A 16,510-nucleotide genomic window follows, 5' to 3' on the forward strand; every position below is an offset into this window, starting at 1 on the left:
ACGAAGGCGAACCGACCCTGGACACTGTCAACGCCGACCTGGACTTTCATCGGGCCGCCGAGCTGAAGATGGCCGCCCGTCGTCGTGGCGAAGACATCATCGACTTGAGCATGGGCAACCCCGACGGCGCCACACCGCCGCATATCGTCGAGAAACTGGTGACCGTCGCCCAGCGCGAAGACACCCACGGCTACTCGACATCCAAGGGCATCCCACGTCTGCGCCGGGCAATTTCCAACTGGTACAAGGAACGCTACGAAGTCGATATCGACCCGGAAAGCGAAGCCATCGTCACCATCGGTTCCAAGGAAGGCCTGGCGCACCTGATGCTGGCGACCCTCGACCAGGGCGACACCGTGCTGGTGCCGAACCCCAGCTATCCGATTCACATCTACGGTGCCGTGATTGCCGGCGCCCAGGTGCGTTCGGTGCCGCTGGTACCGGGCGTGGACTTTTTCGCCGAGCTGGAACGCGCCATTCGCGGTTCGATCCCCAAGCCGAAGATGATGATCCTCGGCTTCCCGTCCAACCCGACCGCGCAGTGCGTGGAGCTGGATTTCTTCGAACGGGTGATTGCCCTGGCCAAGCAGTACGACGTACTGGTGGTGCACGACCTGGCTTACGCCGATATCGTCTACGACGGCTGGAAAGCACCGTCGATCATGCAGGTGCCGGGCGCGAAGGACATCGCGGTGGAGTTCTTCACCCTGTCCAAGAGCTACAACATGGCCGGCTGGCGCATCGGTTTCATGGTCGGCAATCCCGAGCTGGTCAGCGCTCTGGCGCGGATCAAGAGCTATCACGACTACGGCACTTTCACACCGCTGCAGGTGGCGGCGATCGCTGCGCTCGAAGGCGACCAGCAATGCGTGCGCGACATCGCCGAGCAATACCGGCAGCGTCGCAACGTACTGGTCAAGGGCCTGCATGAACTGGGCTGGATGGTGGAAAACCCGAAAGCGTCGATGTACGTCTGGGCGAAGATTCCCGATGCCTACGCCCACCTGGGCTCACTGGAATTCGCCAAGAAACTGCTGGCCGAAGCCAAGGTCTGTGTTTCGCCGGGCGTCGGATTCGGTGAGTACGGCGATGATCACGTGCGCTTTGCGCTGATCGAAAACCAGGACCGGATTCGCCAGGCCGTGCGCGGGATTCGCGGGATGTTCCGGGCCGATGGGCTCACCAAACCCTGATCCTCCGCACATTGATCGTTCCCACGCTCCGCGTGGGAAAGCCTCAAGGGACGCTCCGCGTTCCAGCTCTGGAGGGGACGCGGAGCATCCCGGGCTGCATTCCCACGCGGAGCGTGGGAACGATCACACACCTAACCCTGTGGGAGCGGGCTTGCCCGCGATGACGGTCTGCCGGTGAAATCTTCGGTGGCTGACACATCGCCATCGCGGGCAAGCCCGCTCCCACAAGGGGTGATGGGTTACCCAAAATTGATCGCCCACAAAAAAAACCGCATCGCTGCGGTTTTTTTGTGTCTGGCAAATCGCTTAGACGAACAACGACAGCAGCAGGATAAAGCCCAGGCCCACCACCGACAGGATGGTTTCCATCGCGGTCCAGGTCTTGAAGGTTTCGGCCACGGTCATGTTGAAGTACTGCTTGACCAGCCAGAAACCGGCATCGTTGACGTGGGACAGGATCAGCGAGCCGGCACCGGTGGCCAGCACCAGCAACTCGCGGTTGACGCCAGGAATCATGCCTACCACCGGCACCACGATGCCCGCACCGGTAATGGTCGCCACGGTCGCCGAACCGGTGGCGATACGGATCACCGCCGCTACCAACCATGCCAGCAGGATCGGCGAAATCTGCGCGGCTACCGCCATGTGGCCGATCACGTCGCCCACGCCGCTGGTCACCAGCATCTGCTTGAAGCCACCACCGGCACCGATGATCAGGATGATCGCGGCGGTCGGCGCCAGGCTCGCATCCAGCCACTTGAGAATCTGCTGGGAGCCGATGCCCTGCTTGTGGCCAAAGGTGTACAGCGACAGCAATAGTGCCAGCAACAGTGCCGAGATCGGGTGACCGATCAGGTCCATGAAGGTGCGGAAGAAGTTGCCATCCGGTAGCACCACGTCGGCAAACGTCTTGAGCAGCATCAGGAACACCGGCGACAGCACGGTGATCAGGGTGATGCCAAAGCTCGGCAGATCGGCGGAATCGGACTTGCGCGCCAGTTGATCCACCAGTTCCTGATTCGGATGACCGGGGATGTGTTTGGCAATGAAGGTACCGAAGATCGGACCGGCAATGATGGCTGTCGGCAGCGCCACGATCAGGCCGTAGAGAATGGTTTTACCGATGTCGGCACCGAATACGCCGATGGCCAGCAGCGGCCCCGGGTGCGGCGGCACCAGGCCGTGAACGGCGGACAGACCGGCCAGCAGCGGGATACCGATCTTGATGATCGACACGCCGGTGCGCCGGGCAACGATGAACACCAGCGGGATCAGCAACACGAAGCCGATTTCGAAGAACAGCGGGATGCCCACCAGGAACGCGGCGAACATCATGGCCCACTGCACCTTTTCCTTGCCGAAGGCGCGAATCAGGGTCTGGGCGATCTGATCGGCACCGCCGGATTCGGCCATCATTTTGCCGAGCATGGTACCCAGCGCCAGGATGATCCCGACAAATCCGAGCACGCCACCAAAGCCGTCCTGGAACGCCTTGATGATGGTGCCGATCGGCATGCCGGACGTCAGCCCGAGGAAGGCGGCGGCAATGGTCAGGGCAATGAAGGGGTGAAACTTGAACTTGGTGATCAGGACGATAAGCCCGATCACCGTGACCACTGCATCGAGCAGCAGGAACGACTCGTGGGACATGCCAAACATTAGGGGTGTCTCCTGGTTGTTGTTGTTATTGAAGCGGGTAATTCGAAAGCCATAAGGACAGCGCTATCTCTGCAAACAAAACTCAACCGGCGTGCTTCAGGCCATGCTCCAGCCACCAGACATGGGCCTGGCCGGCCAGTTGCTCGACGCTGTGGGTCGAGGCATCGAGGGCCAGGGTCAGTGGCTCGCCGACGGGGGATTCGAGGGTGGCGAACTGACTGTCGATCAGGGTCGACGGCATGAAGTGGCCCGGACGATGGGACACACGGTCGGCGGCGACTTCGGGGGTCAGTTCCAGGAACACGAAGCCCAGCCCCGGCAAGGCGCTGCGCAGGCGCTCGCGATAAATGTGCTTGAGCGCCGAGCACGTCAGCACCGGGCGCTGGCCCAGGCCATCCACACGGCGCAGTTCATCACACAGGCTGTCGAGCCAGCCGGCACGGTCCTGATCGTCGAGGGGGATGCCCGCGCTCATCTTTTCGATGTTGGCGGCAGGGTGGAAAGAGTCGCCTTCAATGGCAGTGGCGCCGCTCAGTCGGCACAGGGCCTCGCTGACGCACGTCTTGCCGCAACCGGCAACGCCCATGATGACCAGGGCGGTGATGGGATGATTCATGTAACACCTCAGCGCGCAGACAGCGCTACCTTTGCCAGTTATGACACTAGACCAAAAGCAGGAGTTGCCGACGCCTTTCTTGTCATTTTGTGGGTTGCAGCTTGTTCATTCTCAACGCCAAAAAGCGAGGATCAGGCGAACCCTCGCTCACGCATTTGCAGCTGCATCGAGACAGCGCTACCTTAGTGCCTTGAATTTTGTTTGGCAAGCCATCGATGACAACGACCAAGAACGATAAAAACACCCGCACCACTGGCCGCCCTACCCTTAACGAAGTCGCCCGACTGGCCGGCGTCAGCCCGATTACCGCGTCCCGCGCCTTGCGCGGCGTCAGCACAGTGGCCACCGAACTGGTGGAAAAAGTGCAGAAAGCGGCGCTTGAACTCAATTACGTGGTCAACCCTGCCGCCCGCGCCCTGGCTTCGGCCCAGAGCCACTCGGTGGTGGTATTGGTGCCGTCGCTGTCCAACCTGTTGTTCATCGATACCCTGGAAGCCATTCACCAGGTGCTGACGCCCAAGGGCTTCGAAGTGCTGATCGGCAACTTCCATTACTCCCGTGACGAAGAAGAAAACCTGCTGCGCAACTACATGGCCTATCAGCCGCGTGGCTTGCTGCTCACCGGGTTCGACCGCACCGAAAGTTCGCGCCGGATGATCGAGGCGAGCAACATCCCGTGCGTGTACATGATGGAGCTGGACAGTGCCACCGGGCTCAACTGCGTCGGCTTCTCGCAACTGGCCGCCGGCGAAACCGCCGCCGAACACTTGCTGTCCCGTGGCCGCAAGCGCCTGGCCTACATCGGTGCACAACTCGACCAGCGTACGTTGCTGCGTGGCGAGGGCTATCGCCGCGCCTTGCAAAAGGCCGGCCGGTATGACCCGGCCCTGGAAGTGCTGACGCCCCGCCCGTCTTCCGTAGGCCTTGGCGGCGAGTTGTTCCTGCAGATGATGGCCAACCATCCCGACGTGGATGCCATTTTCTTCGGCAACGACGACCTGGCCCAGGGCGCACTGCTGGAAGCCATGCGCCACGGGATCAAAATCCCCGAGCAGGTCGCGATTCTCGGCTTCAACGACCTGCCCGCCTCGGCCCACATGGTCCCGCGCCTGAGCAGCATCAGCACGCCCCGCGAGGCCATCGGCCGACGCGCAGCCGAGCAGATGTTGACCCTGATGGCCGGCAATACCGTGGCCAGGCCGGTGCAGGACATGGGGTTTGAGTTGAAGGTGCGCGAGAGCACTTGATGTGACACTGCCACGATTTGCTGCTTGAGGTGGCAGCCACGCGCGGGCTAGCAGACCAGGACTCTAGAACCTGGTAGACCCGAAGGTCTTCCCACGCACAGCCGCCATAACGTGATTCGATCACGAACGGTGGACGCTATGCGCCTAAAGTATCCGGGCTGCTAGACCCGATCGCTGAATCTGCAGCGACACGGAAACGATAAAGTCCGGATACCAGGCGCACAAGTCGGCGGATTCTGGCGTAGCAGTAGGTAAAACTGCAAGAAAACGCAGTTCGCAGAAACCCTCTGAAATCCATTGCCTTCAGTCAATTCCTACACACTTGCCGTCGACTGCTGGCAGGCACACTATGGTTTTCCTACGCCTTGATTCGCTGACGGAGTAGCGCAATGGAACACACACTGAAGATTCTCGGTAAAGCCTCGTCCATCAACGTGCGCAAGGTCTTGTGGACGTGCGAGGAGCTGGGCCTGTCCTATGAGCGCGAGGACTGGGGCAGCGGGTTTGCCTCCACCCACAGCCCCGAGTTCCTCAGGTTCAATCCCAATGCACAGGTTCCGGTGCTCATCGATGAAGCAGGAGTGCTCTGGGAGTCCAACACCATTTGCCGTTACCTCGCCGGCAAACACCATCACCACCACGCCGAACTGCTGCCCTCCGAACCGGCCGCCCGCGCCCGGGTGGAGCAGTGGATGGACTGGCAGGCCACCGACCTTAACGCGTCCTGGAGTTATGCATTCATGGCGCTGGTACGCAAGGATCCAGAGTTCCAGGACCCGCATCGGATCGAAGTCAGCCTGCGTGGCTGGAACCAGAAGATGGGTATCCTCGAACATCAACTTGCCACTACCCAGGCGTATGTCGCCGGGACCCGATTCACCCTGGCCGATATCGTCATCGGCCTGTCCGTCAACCGCTGGCTGATGACGCCGGGCGAGCGTCCCGACTACCCGGCCATCGACGACTACTTCAAACGCCTGGCCCCCCGCCCCGGTTTCCTCAAGCATTGCTGCAATGGCTTGCCTTAGCTTGCCGCCCGGCGGCAAAGACTGGCCGAAGCTCACCTCACTCGCACTGACAGGAAAGCGCTAACACGCTGTTTTCGTTGGCGCTTTCCAGAGAGGCACGCAATTTGCTGACTTCCTGCATCGCCATTGCCCACAAGGTCTTTCCGTCATGTTGGTCAGCTCAAAACCAAACCTGGTAACACCACTTCCCAAGCGTCCTGGCGAAAATGCGACCGCCGAAGCCGCCGCCGGCCTGCAAAGCGCCATCGCGCAGGCGCTACAAAACAATGTGCAGGCGCAAACCGCAGCCACCAAAGACGTACAGGACTCCGCGACCCAGATCGCCACCCAGCAAGTCAGCTCGGCAAGCAAGATCAGCGACAACGTGGATGAAGCCTTCGCCAAAACGCGGGTGAATCTGCAAGCCACCGACGCGACCGGCACCAGCAAATCCACCGACAGTTCGGCCACCTCCGAATTCAAGGACTACATGAGCAAAACGCCGGAACAGCGTTTGCGCGACAGCATCCTGAAAGAGATGGGCATTACCGAAGAAGACCTGAAAGCCATGCCGCCGGAGAAACAGCAGGCGGTCGCTCAGGAAATTGCCGATCGCATGAAAGACAAAATGCAGATGGCGCAAGCTGACAAGGAAAACGGCAGCAGTGAGAAAGGCGGTGCTCAGGTGGTGGACAAGTTCCTCGCCTCGCTGTAACAGCACTGTAAATGCCTGTTCACGGGCCGCCCGGAGCCGGCTCGCTCCTACAGAGAGCACGCCCGCTCGACCGTAGGAGCACGGCTTGCCGGCGAAAGCGATCTCAGGTACGCCTTCGCCGGCAAGCCTGGCTCCTACGAATGCAACCAAGCTGGCATGCTCGCGCAGGACGTGAGGGCGGCGGGGTCATTCAGATGACCCGCGTTATCGTTATCGTCCATCGCGAGCGTGCTCGCTCCTACAGGTAGCGCAGGGTTTCAGTTCAGTTGCAGCGTCGAGTTGAACTGGCTGATCGCATCCACCACATGCCGCGAACCCTGCTGGATTTCCAGAATCACCTCCCCCGCCTCGTTCGCCAGTTCCACCCCGAGCCCCGTTCGGCTCAGGCTCGATTGCATGCTCGTTACCGCACTCAACGACAAGTCATGGTTCTTGCGCACCACCTCGACAATCTCCAGCGTCGCCTGACTGGTACGTGCGGCGAGGCTGCGCACTTCATCGGCCACCACGGCAAAACCGCGCCCGTGTTCGCCGGCACGGGCCGCCTCGATGGCGGCGTTGAGCGCCAGCAGGTTGGTCTGATCGGCAATGCCGCGAATGGTCTGCACGATGGTGCCGATGATGTCGGACTGTTTGCTGACCGCATCGATGCTCAGCGCAGCCTGGTTCAAGTCCTTGGAAATGTCCTGGATGATCTGCACGGTCTGCTGCACCACCTCCGAGCCCTTACGCGCGCAGGCATCGTTTTGCACCGAGGTGCTGTGGGCCGATTCGGCGGCGGTTTGCAGGGTGGTCATCTGGTCGGTGATGTCGCTGGCAAACTTCACCACCTTGTACAGCCGTCCTTTGGCGTCGAACAGCGGGTTATAGGACGCTTCGAGAAATACGGTCTGGCCTTGCTTGTTTCTGCGTTCGAAGCGATGGGAGTGATATTCGCCGCGATTGAGCGAGGCCCAGAAATTTTTATAGCCTTGGGATTCCGATTCGGTACGGTGGCAAAACAGGCTGTGGTGCTGGCCCACCACTTCGTTGTGCGAGTACTGCATGGTTTTCAGGAAGTTTTCGTTCGCCTTGATGACCCGGCCTTCGGGCGTGAACTCGATCACGGCCATGGAGCGCCCGATGGCGGAGAGCATGCTTTCGTTTTCGTGTTCCTTGTTGACCCTGGCGCTGATATCGGTGGCCACCTTGATCACGCTCGTCACCTGCCGGTCGGCCCCGAACACCGGCATGTAGCTGGCCTCCAGCCAGATTTCCCGGCCGCGCTTGTCCAGGCGCAAAAAGGTCCCGCTGAGCGCCTCGCCCCGCGCCAGATCCCGCCACAACCGGGCGTAGTCCTCGCTGCGGTAAAACGCCTCCTCACAAAAGATCCTGTGATGTTTGCCACGCACTTCGTCGGCGCTGTAGCCCATGGCATTGCAGAAATTCTCGTTGGCATCGATCACGATGCCTTCCGGTGTGAATTCAATCATCGCCATCGAACGGCTGATGGCCGCCAACTTGGCGTTGGCTTCGGTCAGCGCGCAGCTGAATCGTTCGATTTCCAGCAGGTCAGCCTTGTGATGTAGGTTGAACATTGTCGTATCACCTTCAGCGCGATCTTTTGATTTATGAAAGTTGCCGGTCTTTCAAATCCACCACTACGTTCCATGGAACAGGTACACGCGCCCCTTCAAGGAAGGGACTTGTCAGGTGATTAATGATGTTCGATCGGAGGGGTCCTTATTGCGACGTCCCCATCAAGACATCCTTCTCTTGATAGCCCGATACCGGGCAAGCCCTAACGCGCTCAAAAGAAAAATCCATTTAACGGACGGCTCCCTGTTGGTCTGTTTCGATGCCTTGGATTGCGCACTCTTGCGATCGCCGCGCGGATCATCCGTGCACGGTCGAAATACTTAGTTACGAATCAGCATAGACAGCCCAAAAGGCTAAGCAAGGCCACTAGTCGGCCAGCATTGAGGACAAAATCGGTTCAGCGATGAAGTGACTGAGAACGGGTTCCAAACACTCGGGTAAACCCAACTTATTCACATTGGACAGGCGCTGTAACAAAGCTCATTGATCAAAAGAAGACCGGTTGGAACGCCCCTGTTTTGCCCCCGCCTCTCTCGGAAACTGTCGATCGATTGGAAACTGATCCAGGGTCTTCTGTGCGGCAGTCGGCGGGGGATTGAAGATGACGTATTTGTTTTGTTTATTCGACTCGTCTCCTGCGTAAAGAAAAAAACCGGCGCCAACACAGACACCGGCAACGGCGAGGATCGTCAGCCATTTGAATGTCATCTTGAACTCCACGCTTTTGAGGTAGAGAGATCGCAAGCACAGAATCCAAACTTCATGTCAGGCTGTCTACTGTCACAAGTGACAGCCTCGACCGATGCAATCCTCTCAAAGGCTTTCGGTAACCCGGGTCGCTACTGGCGCCGGCACCCAGGCACGCCACACCTGCGGTTGTTCGCGCAGGAACAGTTGTGCAACCTCGCGCGGCTTCTGCCTTGTTTCACTCATTTGCCCCAGCGTCCGGTTCAGCAGGTCGATGGGCAGGTCAACCTTCTCGAAGAATGCCACCAGCTCCGGATACTGCACTTTGAACGGCGCGGACACGCCGATGGTCAAGCTGGCCGGCATCGAACGGGTGCCCTTGGGATTGGGGTTGCTGGCGTCGGCCAGGGTTTTCCAGGCCTCGGCGTCGAACGGTGGCTCTTCGAGTTTCACCAGTTTGTAGCGTCCCAGCAGCGGTGTCGGCGACCAGTAGTAGAACAGCACCGGTTTGCCGCGACGGATCGACGACGCCACCTCCGCATCCAGCGCCGCGCCGGAACCGGTACGAAAGTTGACGAAGCTTTGCGTCAGGTCGTAAGCCTTGAGTTTCTGGCTGTTGACGATTTCCGACGTCCAGCCGGTCGGGCTGTTGAGGAAGCGCCCGCGACTGGGGTCTTCGGGGTCGCGGAACACATCCTTGTACCTGGCCAGATCCGCGACGGACTTCAGTTCCGGCGCCGAGGCTTTGATGCCGCGCTCCGCGTCGCCCTTGATCACGTATTCCGGTACCCACCAGCCTTCGGTCGCGCCCTTGACCGTGTCCCCCAGGCCGAACACTTTGCCTTCCCCTGCGGCCTTGACCCACGCCGGACTGCGCCCGGCCCACTCTTCACCGATGACTTGAATGTCGTTTTTGGCCAGCGCCGCCTCAAGGCTGACGGTACTGCCCGGCAAGGTGTCGGTCGGATAGCCGTAGCCCTTCTCGACGATGACCCGCAGGATCTCGGTGATCAGGCTGCCGCTTTCCCAGGTGATGTCACCAAAATGAATGGGCGAGTTTTTTTCCGTTGCCGGTGCCTGGCTGGCCAGCAGGCTCAGGGCCAGCAGCGAACTGCCGAGCAGGGTTTTGATCGATCTCATGCGGACCTCTTGTCGTGTCGGGGAAAGTTCAGGGATTGATTGGCGCTGTGCCGTGCGCACAAAGCCTGGGAACGGGTCATGTAGACACTCACCGAACGCAGGGAAATGCCCAGTTCGGCTGCGATTTGCGGGTAGGTCAGGCCGTCGACCCGCGAGAGCAGAAAGGCTTGCCTGACCTTCGCCGGCAAACGCGCCAACGTGCGGTCCAGGTCCTGCAACGCCTGAGTCAGTTGCACCAGTTCTTCGGGGGAAGATGTTGAAAGTCGATCGGCCTGTTGCGACTGATCGACGTATCGGCGCTCCAGGTCGCGACGGCACCAGAGCCGATAGATCAATCGCCGGGCAATGGTGGTCAACCAGGCACGAGGCTCATGGATCGGTCCCGGTGCCTGGAGCAACTGCAAAAAAGCTTCGGCGGCAATATCTTCGGCGCTGGTCCCCAGGTGCTGACGCAGCCAGGCACACAGCCAGGGATAGTGGGTACGAAACAATCCGCCCAGGTCGTTGCGAGGGGATACATCGGTGCCGGACATAGAGGCTCCAAAGGTCAGGGGTCGCTGAATGTCCGGTGGTCCGGTGGCGCGATCCTAGCAAGGAGCCTTATGCATTAATAATATTTAAAATTCATTTTTATATTCCACAAATGAATATATCAGTGCAGCCGCTTATACCCCAATGCTTCAGCTTTATGTTGATAGTCGAGAATGACCCGATAGTCCTCTTCGGTCGCCGGCATCACTTCACGCAACCCAAGGACGTCTGCCACATCCGGCAATTCGCTCAGCGCCTGATTCATCACCTGCCGAATGGCTTGCGCCTGATCACAGCTGACGCTGGCCGCAGTGATGTACGGCAGGGTCGGGCTGAAGGCACTGCGCGCGACAATCCGTAGCCCCGCCACTTCCGTCTCGGCGTAACGGGCAAGCAAGGCGAAGGTCACGCTGTCGATGGCTGCCAGATCCGACCTGTCTTCGCGCAACCGGCGCAGGCTCTCCCGATGACTGCCACTGATATCGACCCGACTGAAGAACTGCCCGTCACGGTGCAGCGGCGCCAGGCGATGACGCAGCAGGTTCATGCCGCTGTTGGAATCTTCACCGTTGATCACGCCGCGGCTGCCGTAAAACTCCGGCAGGGTCCGACGCGGGTCATCGGCGCGACTCATCAGCAGGCTGCAATGATTGCCGCCGCTGCTGTCCGGCAGTTCATAGCGTGGACGCCCCAGTACCCGGACCTGGCCGCGCAACGCGGTCATCAGCGGGTAACCACAGGTTTGGGTGAGAAACAAATGGGGTGATCGCCAGAGTTGCGTCAACGACAGGCCGTCGGCATTGCGGCGGGTGATGTGCATGCGCTCGAGAATCGCCGCCAGCCAGCGTTCGTTGGCTTGGCGGACGGGTTCGGGCGCTACATACATCAGCAGTTCGGCGAAGCGTTGAGTCATCAGAAATTCTCCCGTACCTCAAAGTACCCCACTGTGGGAGCGAGCCTGCTCGCGATAGCGTCATCTCAAACGCTGGTGAAGGTAACTGACCAGCCGTCATCGCGAGCAGGCTCGCTCCCACAGGTGAGCCCGTTTTCACTCAATGAAACGGGTGCTGCGGACTGTCGATTGCCTTCAATCCATACTCGCGCCACAACTGACCATAGCCCCGTACCAGAAACCCGCCGCTGCGCGCCAGCCATTGCTCGCGACGCTCGCGATAGGCACGCGGCAAGTCGTACCAGGGCAGGCCCGGCAAGTCATGATGCACCAGGTGCAGGTTGAGATTGAGAAACAGCCAGCGCCAGGGCCATGCCGCTTCGTTGAGCACGGTGCGCTGTTGCGGTACCGCGTGGGGACGGTGTTCATAGTAGGAACGAATCATGGCGACCGACAGCGCCGGCACACTGATCAGCAGCAGGTAATGCCATACCGGCAACAGGCTGTAACGGGCAATGAACAGCAACATCAGCAAGGTCAGTGCGCCATGGCAGAGCCACATCGACCAGGCCTGGCGGTCACCGCGCTTGAGTCGTTGCAGTTCCTCCCTGGCCAACCCCACAAGCGCCAGTGGCGCTCCCATGGCGAAACGGCCGAGCACGGTTTTGTTCAGCCAGTGCAGGCCCTGCTCGAACAGCGAACTGCGCTGCCAGTGCTCGATGCTGAGGTAACGGCTTTCAGGGTCAAGGCCGGGAAGAGTCAGGTCCTCGTCACGGTGATGCAGCAAATGGCTGTCGCGATACAGCGTGTAGGGATACCACACGGCGAATGGAGCGTACCCCAGGATCTTGTTCAGGGCAGGCCAACGGGTTGGATGGCCGTGCAGCAATTCATGTTGCAGGGACAACCAGAGCACCAGCAGAGGAATCAGCAACAGCGTGCTGCACCACAGCCCCAGCACCTCGCTGTACAGGACAAGCGCGAACCAGGCGCTGTACACACCGATCAACAGCAGCCAGGTCGGCCACTCGGTGCGGGCCGTCAGGCGTCGGCGCAGGGTTTCGATTTCTTCTCGGTGGACGTTATCGAAGTAATGGGGCATGGCGTTGCTCGAATGGTTAACCAATACCCTTCTGTGCAACGACGCGGCGATTTCATGCAGATTATTTATGCGCCCCGGTGTTTTATAATCCCGCGTTTTGCGCGACGACGATCAAACCCAATGTCCACCACCCACTACAGCCGCCTTGACGAGCCACTCTGGCCCTTGATGAACAAGTTCTACCGCGCCCACCAATCGTCGATGAAGGCGGTTCGCGATGCGCAATTGTGGGTGGCCCGCCGCGAAGAAATCATCGCGGCGCTCTGTTTGCGCTCGGTGTCGGGTGGCCATTGGCTCACGGGGTTGTTTGTCGATCCGACCTGTCGCGAACAGGGCGTCGCGGCGGCGCTGATCGCCGAGGCGGTCAAGGGGCTCGAACAACCTGTATGGCTGTTCTGCCATCCGGATTTGCGCGGTTTCTACGAGCGGCGCGGTTTTGCCTTCGATCCGCCAATGCCCTACGCCATGGCCGAGCGCTTGAGCCGCTACGCGCGCAACAAACCGATGATTGCCATGGGCCTGCAGTCGACATAAGTGAACAACGGTGGTGACTCAGTCGTCGGCGTTGGGATCGAGGTCGGGAAACATGACTGCGGTAAACCCGAACTTGCTGAAATCGGCAATCCGCGACGGGTACAGACGACCGATCAGGTGATCGCACTCATGCTGCACCACCCGCGCATGGAACCCCGAGGCGACCCGCACGATGGGCTCGCCCTTGGGGTCGACTCCTTCATAGCGAATGTGTTGATAGCGATCCACGGCGCCGCGCAAACCAGGCACCGACAGACAGCCTTCGAAACCCTCTTCCATCAGGGGGCTCAACGGGGTGATCAGCGGGTTGATCAGGATAGTCTGTGGCACGGCTTCGGCGTCGGGATAACGCTCGCTGTGGTCGAAGCCGAAGATCACCAGCTGCAGGTCGACACCGATCTGCGGCGCGGCCAGGCCGACGCCGCCGACGCTTTCCATGGTCTGGAACATGTCGTCGATCAGTTGCCACAACTCGGGGCTGTCGAACATTTCGGCAGGTACCGGCGGGGCGATGCGCAACAGACGTTCATCGCCCATTTTCAGGATTTCACGAATCATGGTCAGGTTTCGTCAATGGTCGGTTTGATGGAATGATCGCGCCCCAGTCCCGAGACGTGGTGTTTTGGCTCATGGCCGGGACCGTGCTCGCCGGCGACCTTCTCGCCCGGATCCTTGCCTGTGCGCGACATGTGCTCGATCACCGCATTCATCTCCGCGCCGAGCAGCAGCACCGCTGCAGAAATATAGAAGTACAGCAGCAGCACGATGATCGCGCCGATACTGCCATACATGGCGTTGTAGTTGGCGAACTCCTTGACGTACAAACCGAAGCCCAGCGATGCGATGATCCACACCACCACCGCCAGCACCGAGCCGGGGGTGATAAAGCGGAACTCCTGTTTGACGTCGGGCATGACGTAATAGATCAGCGCCACGGCCACCATCAACAGAATCACGATCACTGGCCAGCGGGCGATGGTCCAGACCGTGACGATGAAGTCCTCAAGGCCGACCTGCGAGGCGATCCAGCCCATCACCTGCGGCCCCAGCACCATCAGCGCCGCCGCCGCCAGCAACATGCCGGCGATGCCGACGGTGTAGATGATCGACAGCGGAAAACGCTTCCAGATCGGCCGCCCTTCGACCACGTCATAGGCGGCATTCATCGCGCTCATCATCAGCCGCACACCGGCCGAGGCCGTCCACAGGGCAATCACGATACCCACCGACAGCAAGCCGCCCTTGGACTGCTGGAGCTGGTCGATCACCGGGTTGACCTGCTCCAGCGCCTGCGGCGGCAGCACCAGTTCCGATTGCAGGCGCAGCCAGGAAAAGAAATCCGGCAGATGCAGGAAGCCGATCAGGGCGATCAGGAACAGGATGAAGGGAAACAGCGAGAACAACATCTGATAAGCCAGCGCCGAGGCATAGGTCGACATCTCGTCCTCGACGAACTCGGTGACCGTGCGCACCATCACACGGTGCAGAGGCAGGCCTCTCATGTCCGGGAAAATCATTCGCGTCTCCATTCGCCGCATGCAGGATTGGGTGGAAGTCTTGGCGACTCAGGGACCGTTCCCTTTGATCAAATTACTCTACCTGGCGCCTTTGAAACAATTTCCGGTGCCAAGTTCAGACCGACACAAAAACGGCCATCCGGAGATGGCCGCTCCTACCTTTCATTAAAGGCCAACCAAGGCCCGGTCAGGCCTTGTCGATGCCTTTTTTGAGCGCATCCTTGGCTTTGCCGAGCGCTTGCTGCGCCTCACCTTTCTTTTCCTGCATCACGCCTTCGGAACGCAGCCTTTCATTGTCGGTGGCCTTGCCCACGCCTTGCTTGACGTTGCCCACCGCCTCATTGGCCATGCCTTTGACTTTATCGCTTGTGCTGCCCATGGTGATTCTCCTGTGAACACTGGTCGGGGAATGTCGTTACACAGGGTTGACCGGGGCGGTTTGCAGGGAGTTTCATTTATTTCAACCGCGGTATTTCATCGCTCAGTGCACGTCAGGCTTTATGTTTGCCCGGCAAACTCCGAGAATGCGCAACGTATTCAGTCCCTGGTGCTGAAGATTCAACCCCGTAGGAATGTTATGAAACTCGATAAAAAGCAGGCCATTGCCCGCAGGAACCTGGAACTCGGTGGAGCGGTGCTGGGCGTCAACAACTGCCACTTCACCGAACTGAACCGTAACCGCAACATCTGGTGGTTCGATATCCCGGTGTCGCGTCTGGCTGTCGGGCAGTACGAGTGGATTCACCTGCTGATGCACACCCCGGCTACCGACGAATTGCTGCACCTGAAAGTGCCGACGGTATTCCTGCGCGAGAAGATGGAAGGCCTGGTGGTACGCAACCAGGGCAAACGCAAGGCGGCCCTGAGCCTGGAGCTGAGCGCCGACAAGGACTCCTACCTGCAGGACATGCGCCCGGCGGGCACCAACGTCAATTTCGCGTCCTTCCGCCAATAACACCCACTCTTTGCACTGATCGTTCCCACGCTCCGCGTGGGAATGCCGCCCCGGACGCTCTGCGTCCGCCGTTGGGACGCAGAGCGTCCCGGGATGCGTTACCACGCGGAGCGTGGGAACGATCAGGTCACTGCCAACAAAAAGCCCCGCATCTGCGGGGCTTTTTGTTTTACGCGGTGGTTTTCTTCGCGTTGATCTTTTTCAGCTCTTCATCACGCAGTTCACGGCGCAGGATCTTGCCGACGTTGGTGGTCGGCAGCGCATCGCGGAACTCCACGGCACGCGGGACCTTGTAACCGGTGACGTTGGCGCGCATGTGCTCCATCACCTGCTCCTTGGTCAGGGTCACGCCAGGTCTTGCGACGATGAAAATCTTGATCGCCTCACCCGACTTCTCGTCGGGCACACCGATGGCTGCGCATTGCAGCACACCCGGCAGCGTCGCCAGCACGTCTTCCAGCTCATTGGGGTACACGTTGAAGCCCGAGACCAGGATCATGTCCTTCTTGCGATCGACGATGCGCATGTAGCCATCAGGCTGGATCAATGCGATGTCACCGGTCTTCAACCAGCCTTCGCTGTCGAGGATCTCATCGGTGGCTTCCTGACGCTGCCAGTAGCCTTTCATGACCTGCGGACCTTTCACACACAGCTCGCCGATTTCGCCCATCGGTTGCTCGATACCGGCATCGTTGACGACTTTGCACAGTGTCGACGGCACGGGAATGCCGATAGTGCCGATCTGGATGTTCTGGATCGGGTTGACCGTGGCCACCGGGCTGGTTTCGGTCATGCCGTAACCTTCGCAGATGCCGCAACCGGTCACCGCCTTCCAACGCTCGGCCGCCGCCAGTTGCAGGGCCATGCCGCCGGACAGGGTCACCTTGAGCGCCGAGAAATCCAGCTTGCGGAAGCCTTCGTTATTGCACAGCGCCACGAACAGGGTATTGAGGCCGACGAAACCGCTGAACTTCCACTTCGACAGTTCCTTGACCATCGCCGGCAAGTCGCGCGGGTTGCTGATCAGGATGTTGTGGTTGCCGATCAGCATACCCAACTGACTGTCGCCGGCGCTGATCGCGGCGGCCAGGCTGCGCGCCAGAATCGTCGGTTTGTCTTCTTTTTGCGCGGTGTGTG

Annotated in this window: 18 protein-coding genes and 1 pseudogene; 6 read left to right on the forward strand and 13 right to left on the reverse strand. The window is 60.0% G+C overall.

Annotated features, from left to right (window positions below):
* Positions 1-17 precede the first annotated feature (17 nt).
* On the forward strand, positions 18-1,193 hold the full coding sequence (alaC, locus tag ACQKP2_RS28260; protein ID WP_427581426.1) for an alanine transaminase: 1,176 nt from the start codon (positions 18-20) through the stop codon (positions 1,191-1,193).
* A gap of 306 nt (positions 1,194-1,499) precedes the next feature.
* On the opposite strand, the gene ACQKP2_RS28265 is transcribed toward alaC, so the two are convergent.
* Both ACQKP2_RS28265 and ACQKP2_RS28270 read right to left on the reverse strand, forming a co-directional pair.
* Positions 1,500-2,852 (reverse strand): GntP family permease, encoded by a 1,353-nt coding sequence (locus tag ACQKP2_RS28265; RefSeq protein ID WP_427581394.1) that lies wholly within the window; start codon positions 2,850-2,852, stop codon positions 1,500-1,502.
* An 82-nt stretch (positions 2,853-2,934) separates the two neighbouring features.
* Positions 2,935-3,468, reverse strand: coding sequence for a gluconokinase (locus tag ACQKP2_RS28270; RefSeq protein WP_427581396.1), 534 nt, complete (start codon positions 3,466-3,468; stop codon positions 2,935-2,937).
* Between the two features lie 215 nt (positions 3,469-3,683).
* On the opposite strand from ACQKP2_RS28270, the gene ACQKP2_RS28275 reads away from it, so the two are divergent.
* The 3 genes from ACQKP2_RS28275 to ACQKP2_RS28285 all read left to right on the forward strand — a co-directional run bounded on the left by ACQKP2_RS28275 (position 3,684) and on the right by ACQKP2_RS28285 (position 6,437).
* The gene (locus ACQKP2_RS28275) at positions 3,684-4,715 is read left to right on the forward strand and encodes a LacI family DNA-binding transcriptional regulator (RefSeq protein WP_427581398.1); all 1,032 of its coding nucleotides are present in this window, start codon (positions 3,684-3,686) and stop codon (positions 4,713-4,715) included.
* 389 nt (positions 4,716-5,104) lie between these two features.
* Positions 5,105-5,743 (forward strand): glutathione S-transferase family protein, encoded by a 639-nt coding sequence (locus ACQKP2_RS28280; RefSeq protein WP_427581400.1) that lies wholly within the window; start codon positions 5,105-5,107, stop codon positions 5,741-5,743.
* 148 nt (positions 5,744-5,891) lie between these two features.
* Positions 5,892-6,437: a hypothetical protein gene (locus tag ACQKP2_RS28285; protein ID WP_427581402.1), complete on the forward strand. Its 546-nt coding sequence runs from the start codon at positions 5,892-5,894 to the stop codon at positions 6,435-6,437.
* 257 nt (positions 6,438-6,694) lie between these two features.
* Here the strand turns inward: ACQKP2_RS28285 and ACQKP2_RS28290 are convergent, their stop codons facing one another.
* The 7 genes and pseudogenes from ACQKP2_RS28290 to ACQKP2_RS28320 form a co-directional block, all read right to left on the reverse strand.
* Entirely contained in the window at positions 6,695-7,234 is a 540-nt protein-coding gene (locus tag ACQKP2_RS28290) for a methyl-accepting chemotaxis protein (protein ID WP_427581428.1), read from the reverse strand.
* A 3-nt stretch (positions 7,235-7,237) separates the two neighbouring features.
* A pseudogene (locus tag ACQKP2_RS28295) lies at positions 7,238-8,014 on the reverse strand (PAS domain-containing protein); the annotation flags it as partial.
* A 481-nt stretch (positions 8,015-8,495) separates the two neighbouring features.
* Entirely contained in the window at positions 8,496-8,723 is a 228-nt protein-coding gene (locus tag ACQKP2_RS28300; RefSeq protein ID WP_427581404.1) for a hypothetical protein, read from the reverse strand.
* Positions 8,724-8,828: 105 nt separating this feature from the next.
* Positions 8,829-9,842 (reverse strand): ABC transporter substrate-binding protein, encoded by a 1,014-nt coding sequence (locus tag ACQKP2_RS28305; protein ID WP_427581406.1) that lies wholly within the window; start codon positions 9,840-9,842, stop codon positions 8,829-8,831.
* Positions 9,839-10,375, reverse strand: coding sequence for a sigma-70 family RNA polymerase sigma factor (locus ACQKP2_RS28310; RefSeq protein WP_427581408.1), 537 nt, complete (start codon positions 10,373-10,375; stop codon positions 9,839-9,841). The genes ACQKP2_RS28305 and ACQKP2_RS28310 overlap by 4 nt, the downstream gene beginning before the upstream one ends.
* Before the next feature lie 119 nt (positions 10,376-10,494).
* Positions 10,495-11,286 carry a phosphate/phosphite/phosphonate ABC transporter substrate-binding protein gene (locus tag ACQKP2_RS28315; protein ID WP_427581410.1) on the reverse strand — a complete coding sequence of 264 codons (792 nt, stop codon included), beginning with the start codon at positions 11,284-11,286 and terminating at the stop codon, positions 10,495-10,497.
* A gap of 139 nt (positions 11,287-11,425) precedes the next feature.
* On the reverse strand, positions 11,426-12,367 hold the full coding sequence (locus tag ACQKP2_RS28320) for a fatty acid desaturase (RefSeq protein ID WP_427581412.1): 942 nt from the start codon (positions 12,365-12,367) through the stop codon (positions 11,426-11,428).
* A 120-nt stretch (positions 12,368-12,487) separates the two neighbouring features.
* On the opposite strand from ACQKP2_RS28320, the gene ACQKP2_RS28325 reads away from it, so the two are divergent.
* Positions 12,488-12,901, forward strand: a complete 414-nt coding sequence (locus tag ACQKP2_RS28325) for a GNAT family N-acetyltransferase (protein WP_427581414.1) — start codon at positions 12,488-12,490, stop codon at positions 12,899-12,901.
* Positions 12,902-12,919: 18 nt separating this feature from the next.
* Here ACQKP2_RS28325 and def read toward each other — a convergent pair whose 3' ends face one another.
* From def to ACQKP2_RS28340, 3 genes are all read right to left on the reverse strand, one after another.
* Positions 12,920-13,459 carry a peptide deformylase gene (gene def / locus ACQKP2_RS28330; protein WP_427581416.1) on the reverse strand — a complete coding sequence of 180 codons (540 nt, stop codon included), beginning with the start codon at positions 13,457-13,459 and terminating at the stop codon, positions 12,920-12,922.
* Between the two features lie 2 nt (positions 13,460-13,461).
* Positions 13,462-14,418, reverse strand: coding sequence for a YihY/virulence factor BrkB family protein (locus ACQKP2_RS28335; RefSeq protein WP_427581418.1), 957 nt, complete (start codon positions 14,416-14,418; stop codon positions 13,462-13,464).
* 187 nt (positions 14,419-14,605) lie between these two features.
* Positions 14,606-14,797, reverse strand: coding sequence for a CsbD family protein (locus tag ACQKP2_RS28340; RefSeq protein ID WP_427581420.1), 192 nt, complete (start codon positions 14,795-14,797; stop codon positions 14,606-14,608).
* Positions 14,798-14,995: 198 nt separating this feature from the next.
* Between ACQKP2_RS28340 and ACQKP2_RS28345 the strand changes: the two genes are divergently transcribed.
* Positions 14,996-15,373, forward strand: a complete 378-nt coding sequence (locus ACQKP2_RS28345) for a hypothetical protein (protein ID WP_427581422.1) — start codon at positions 14,996-14,998, stop codon at positions 15,371-15,373.
* A 169-nt stretch (positions 15,374-15,542) separates the two neighbouring features.
* On the opposite strand, the gene ACQKP2_RS28350 is transcribed toward ACQKP2_RS28345, so the two are convergent.
* A partial coding sequence (locus ACQKP2_RS28350) for an AMP-binding protein (RefSeq protein ID WP_427581424.1) occupies positions 15,543-16,510 on the reverse strand: 968 nt, incomplete at its 5' end.

This window comes from Pseudomonas sp. NPDC089569 (assembly GCF_050280625.1).
In the GTDB taxonomy this organism is placed as follows: domain Bacteria; phylum Pseudomonadota; class Gammaproteobacteria; order Pseudomonadales; family Pseudomonadaceae; genus Aquipseudomonas.

Coding starts and splice junctions, on each gene's coding strand:
- ACQKP2_RS28265 (WP_427581394.1), bottom strand. CDS start 2,852: ATGTTTGGCATGTCCCACGAGTCGTTCCTGCTGCTCGATGCAGTGGTC.
- ACQKP2_RS28270 (WP_427581396.1), bottom strand. CDS start 3,468: ATGAATCATCCCATCACCGCCCTGGTCATCATGGGCGTTGCCGGTTGC.
- ACQKP2_RS28275 (WP_427581398.1), top strand. CDS start 3,684: ATGACAACGACCAAGAACGATAAAAACACCCGCACCACTGGCCGCCCT.
- ACQKP2_RS28280 (WP_427581400.1), top strand. CDS start 5,105: ATGGAACACACACTGAAGATTCTCGGTAAAGCCTCGTCCATCAACGTG.
- ACQKP2_RS28285 (WP_427581402.1), top strand. CDS start 5,892: ATGTTGGTCAGCTCAAAACCAAACCTGGTAACACCACTTCCCAAGCGT.
- ACQKP2_RS28290 (WP_427581428.1), bottom strand. CDS start 7,234: ATGACCACCCTGCAAACCGCCGCCGAATCGGCCCACAGCACCTCGGTG.
- ACQKP2_RS28300 (WP_427581404.1), bottom strand. CDS start 8,723: ATGACATTCAAATGGCTGACGATCCTCGCCGTTGCCGGTGTCTGTGTT.
- ACQKP2_RS28305 (WP_427581406.1), bottom strand. CDS start 9,842: ATGAGATCGATCAAAACCCTGCTCGGCAGTTCGCTGCTGGCCCTGAGC.
- ACQKP2_RS28310 (WP_427581408.1), bottom strand. CDS start 10,375: ATGTCCGGCACCGATGTATCCCCTCGCAACGACCTGGGCGGATTGTTT.
- ACQKP2_RS28315 (WP_427581410.1), bottom strand. CDS start 11,286: ATGACTCAACGCTTCGCCGAACTGCTGATGTATGTAGCGCCCGAACCC.
- ACQKP2_RS28320 (WP_427581412.1), bottom strand. CDS start 12,367: ATGCCCCATTACTTCGATAACGTCCACCGAGAAGAAATCGAAACCCTG.
- ACQKP2_RS28325 (WP_427581414.1), top strand. CDS start 12,488: ATGTCCACCACCCACTACAGCCGCCTTGACGAGCCACTCTGGCCCTTG.
- def (WP_427581416.1), bottom strand. CDS start 13,459: ATGATTCGTGAAATCCTGAAAATGGGCGATGAACGTCTGTTGCGCATC.
- ACQKP2_RS28335 (WP_427581418.1), bottom strand. CDS start 14,418: ATGATTTTCCCGGACATGAGAGGCCTGCCTCTGCACCGTGTGATGGTG.
- ACQKP2_RS28340 (WP_427581420.1), bottom strand. CDS start 14,797: ATGGGCAGCACAAGCGATAAAGTCAAAGGCATGGCCAATGAGGCGGTG.
- ACQKP2_RS28345 (WP_427581422.1), top strand. CDS start 14,996: ATGAAACTCGATAAAAAGCAGGCCATTGCCCGCAGGAACCTGGAACTC.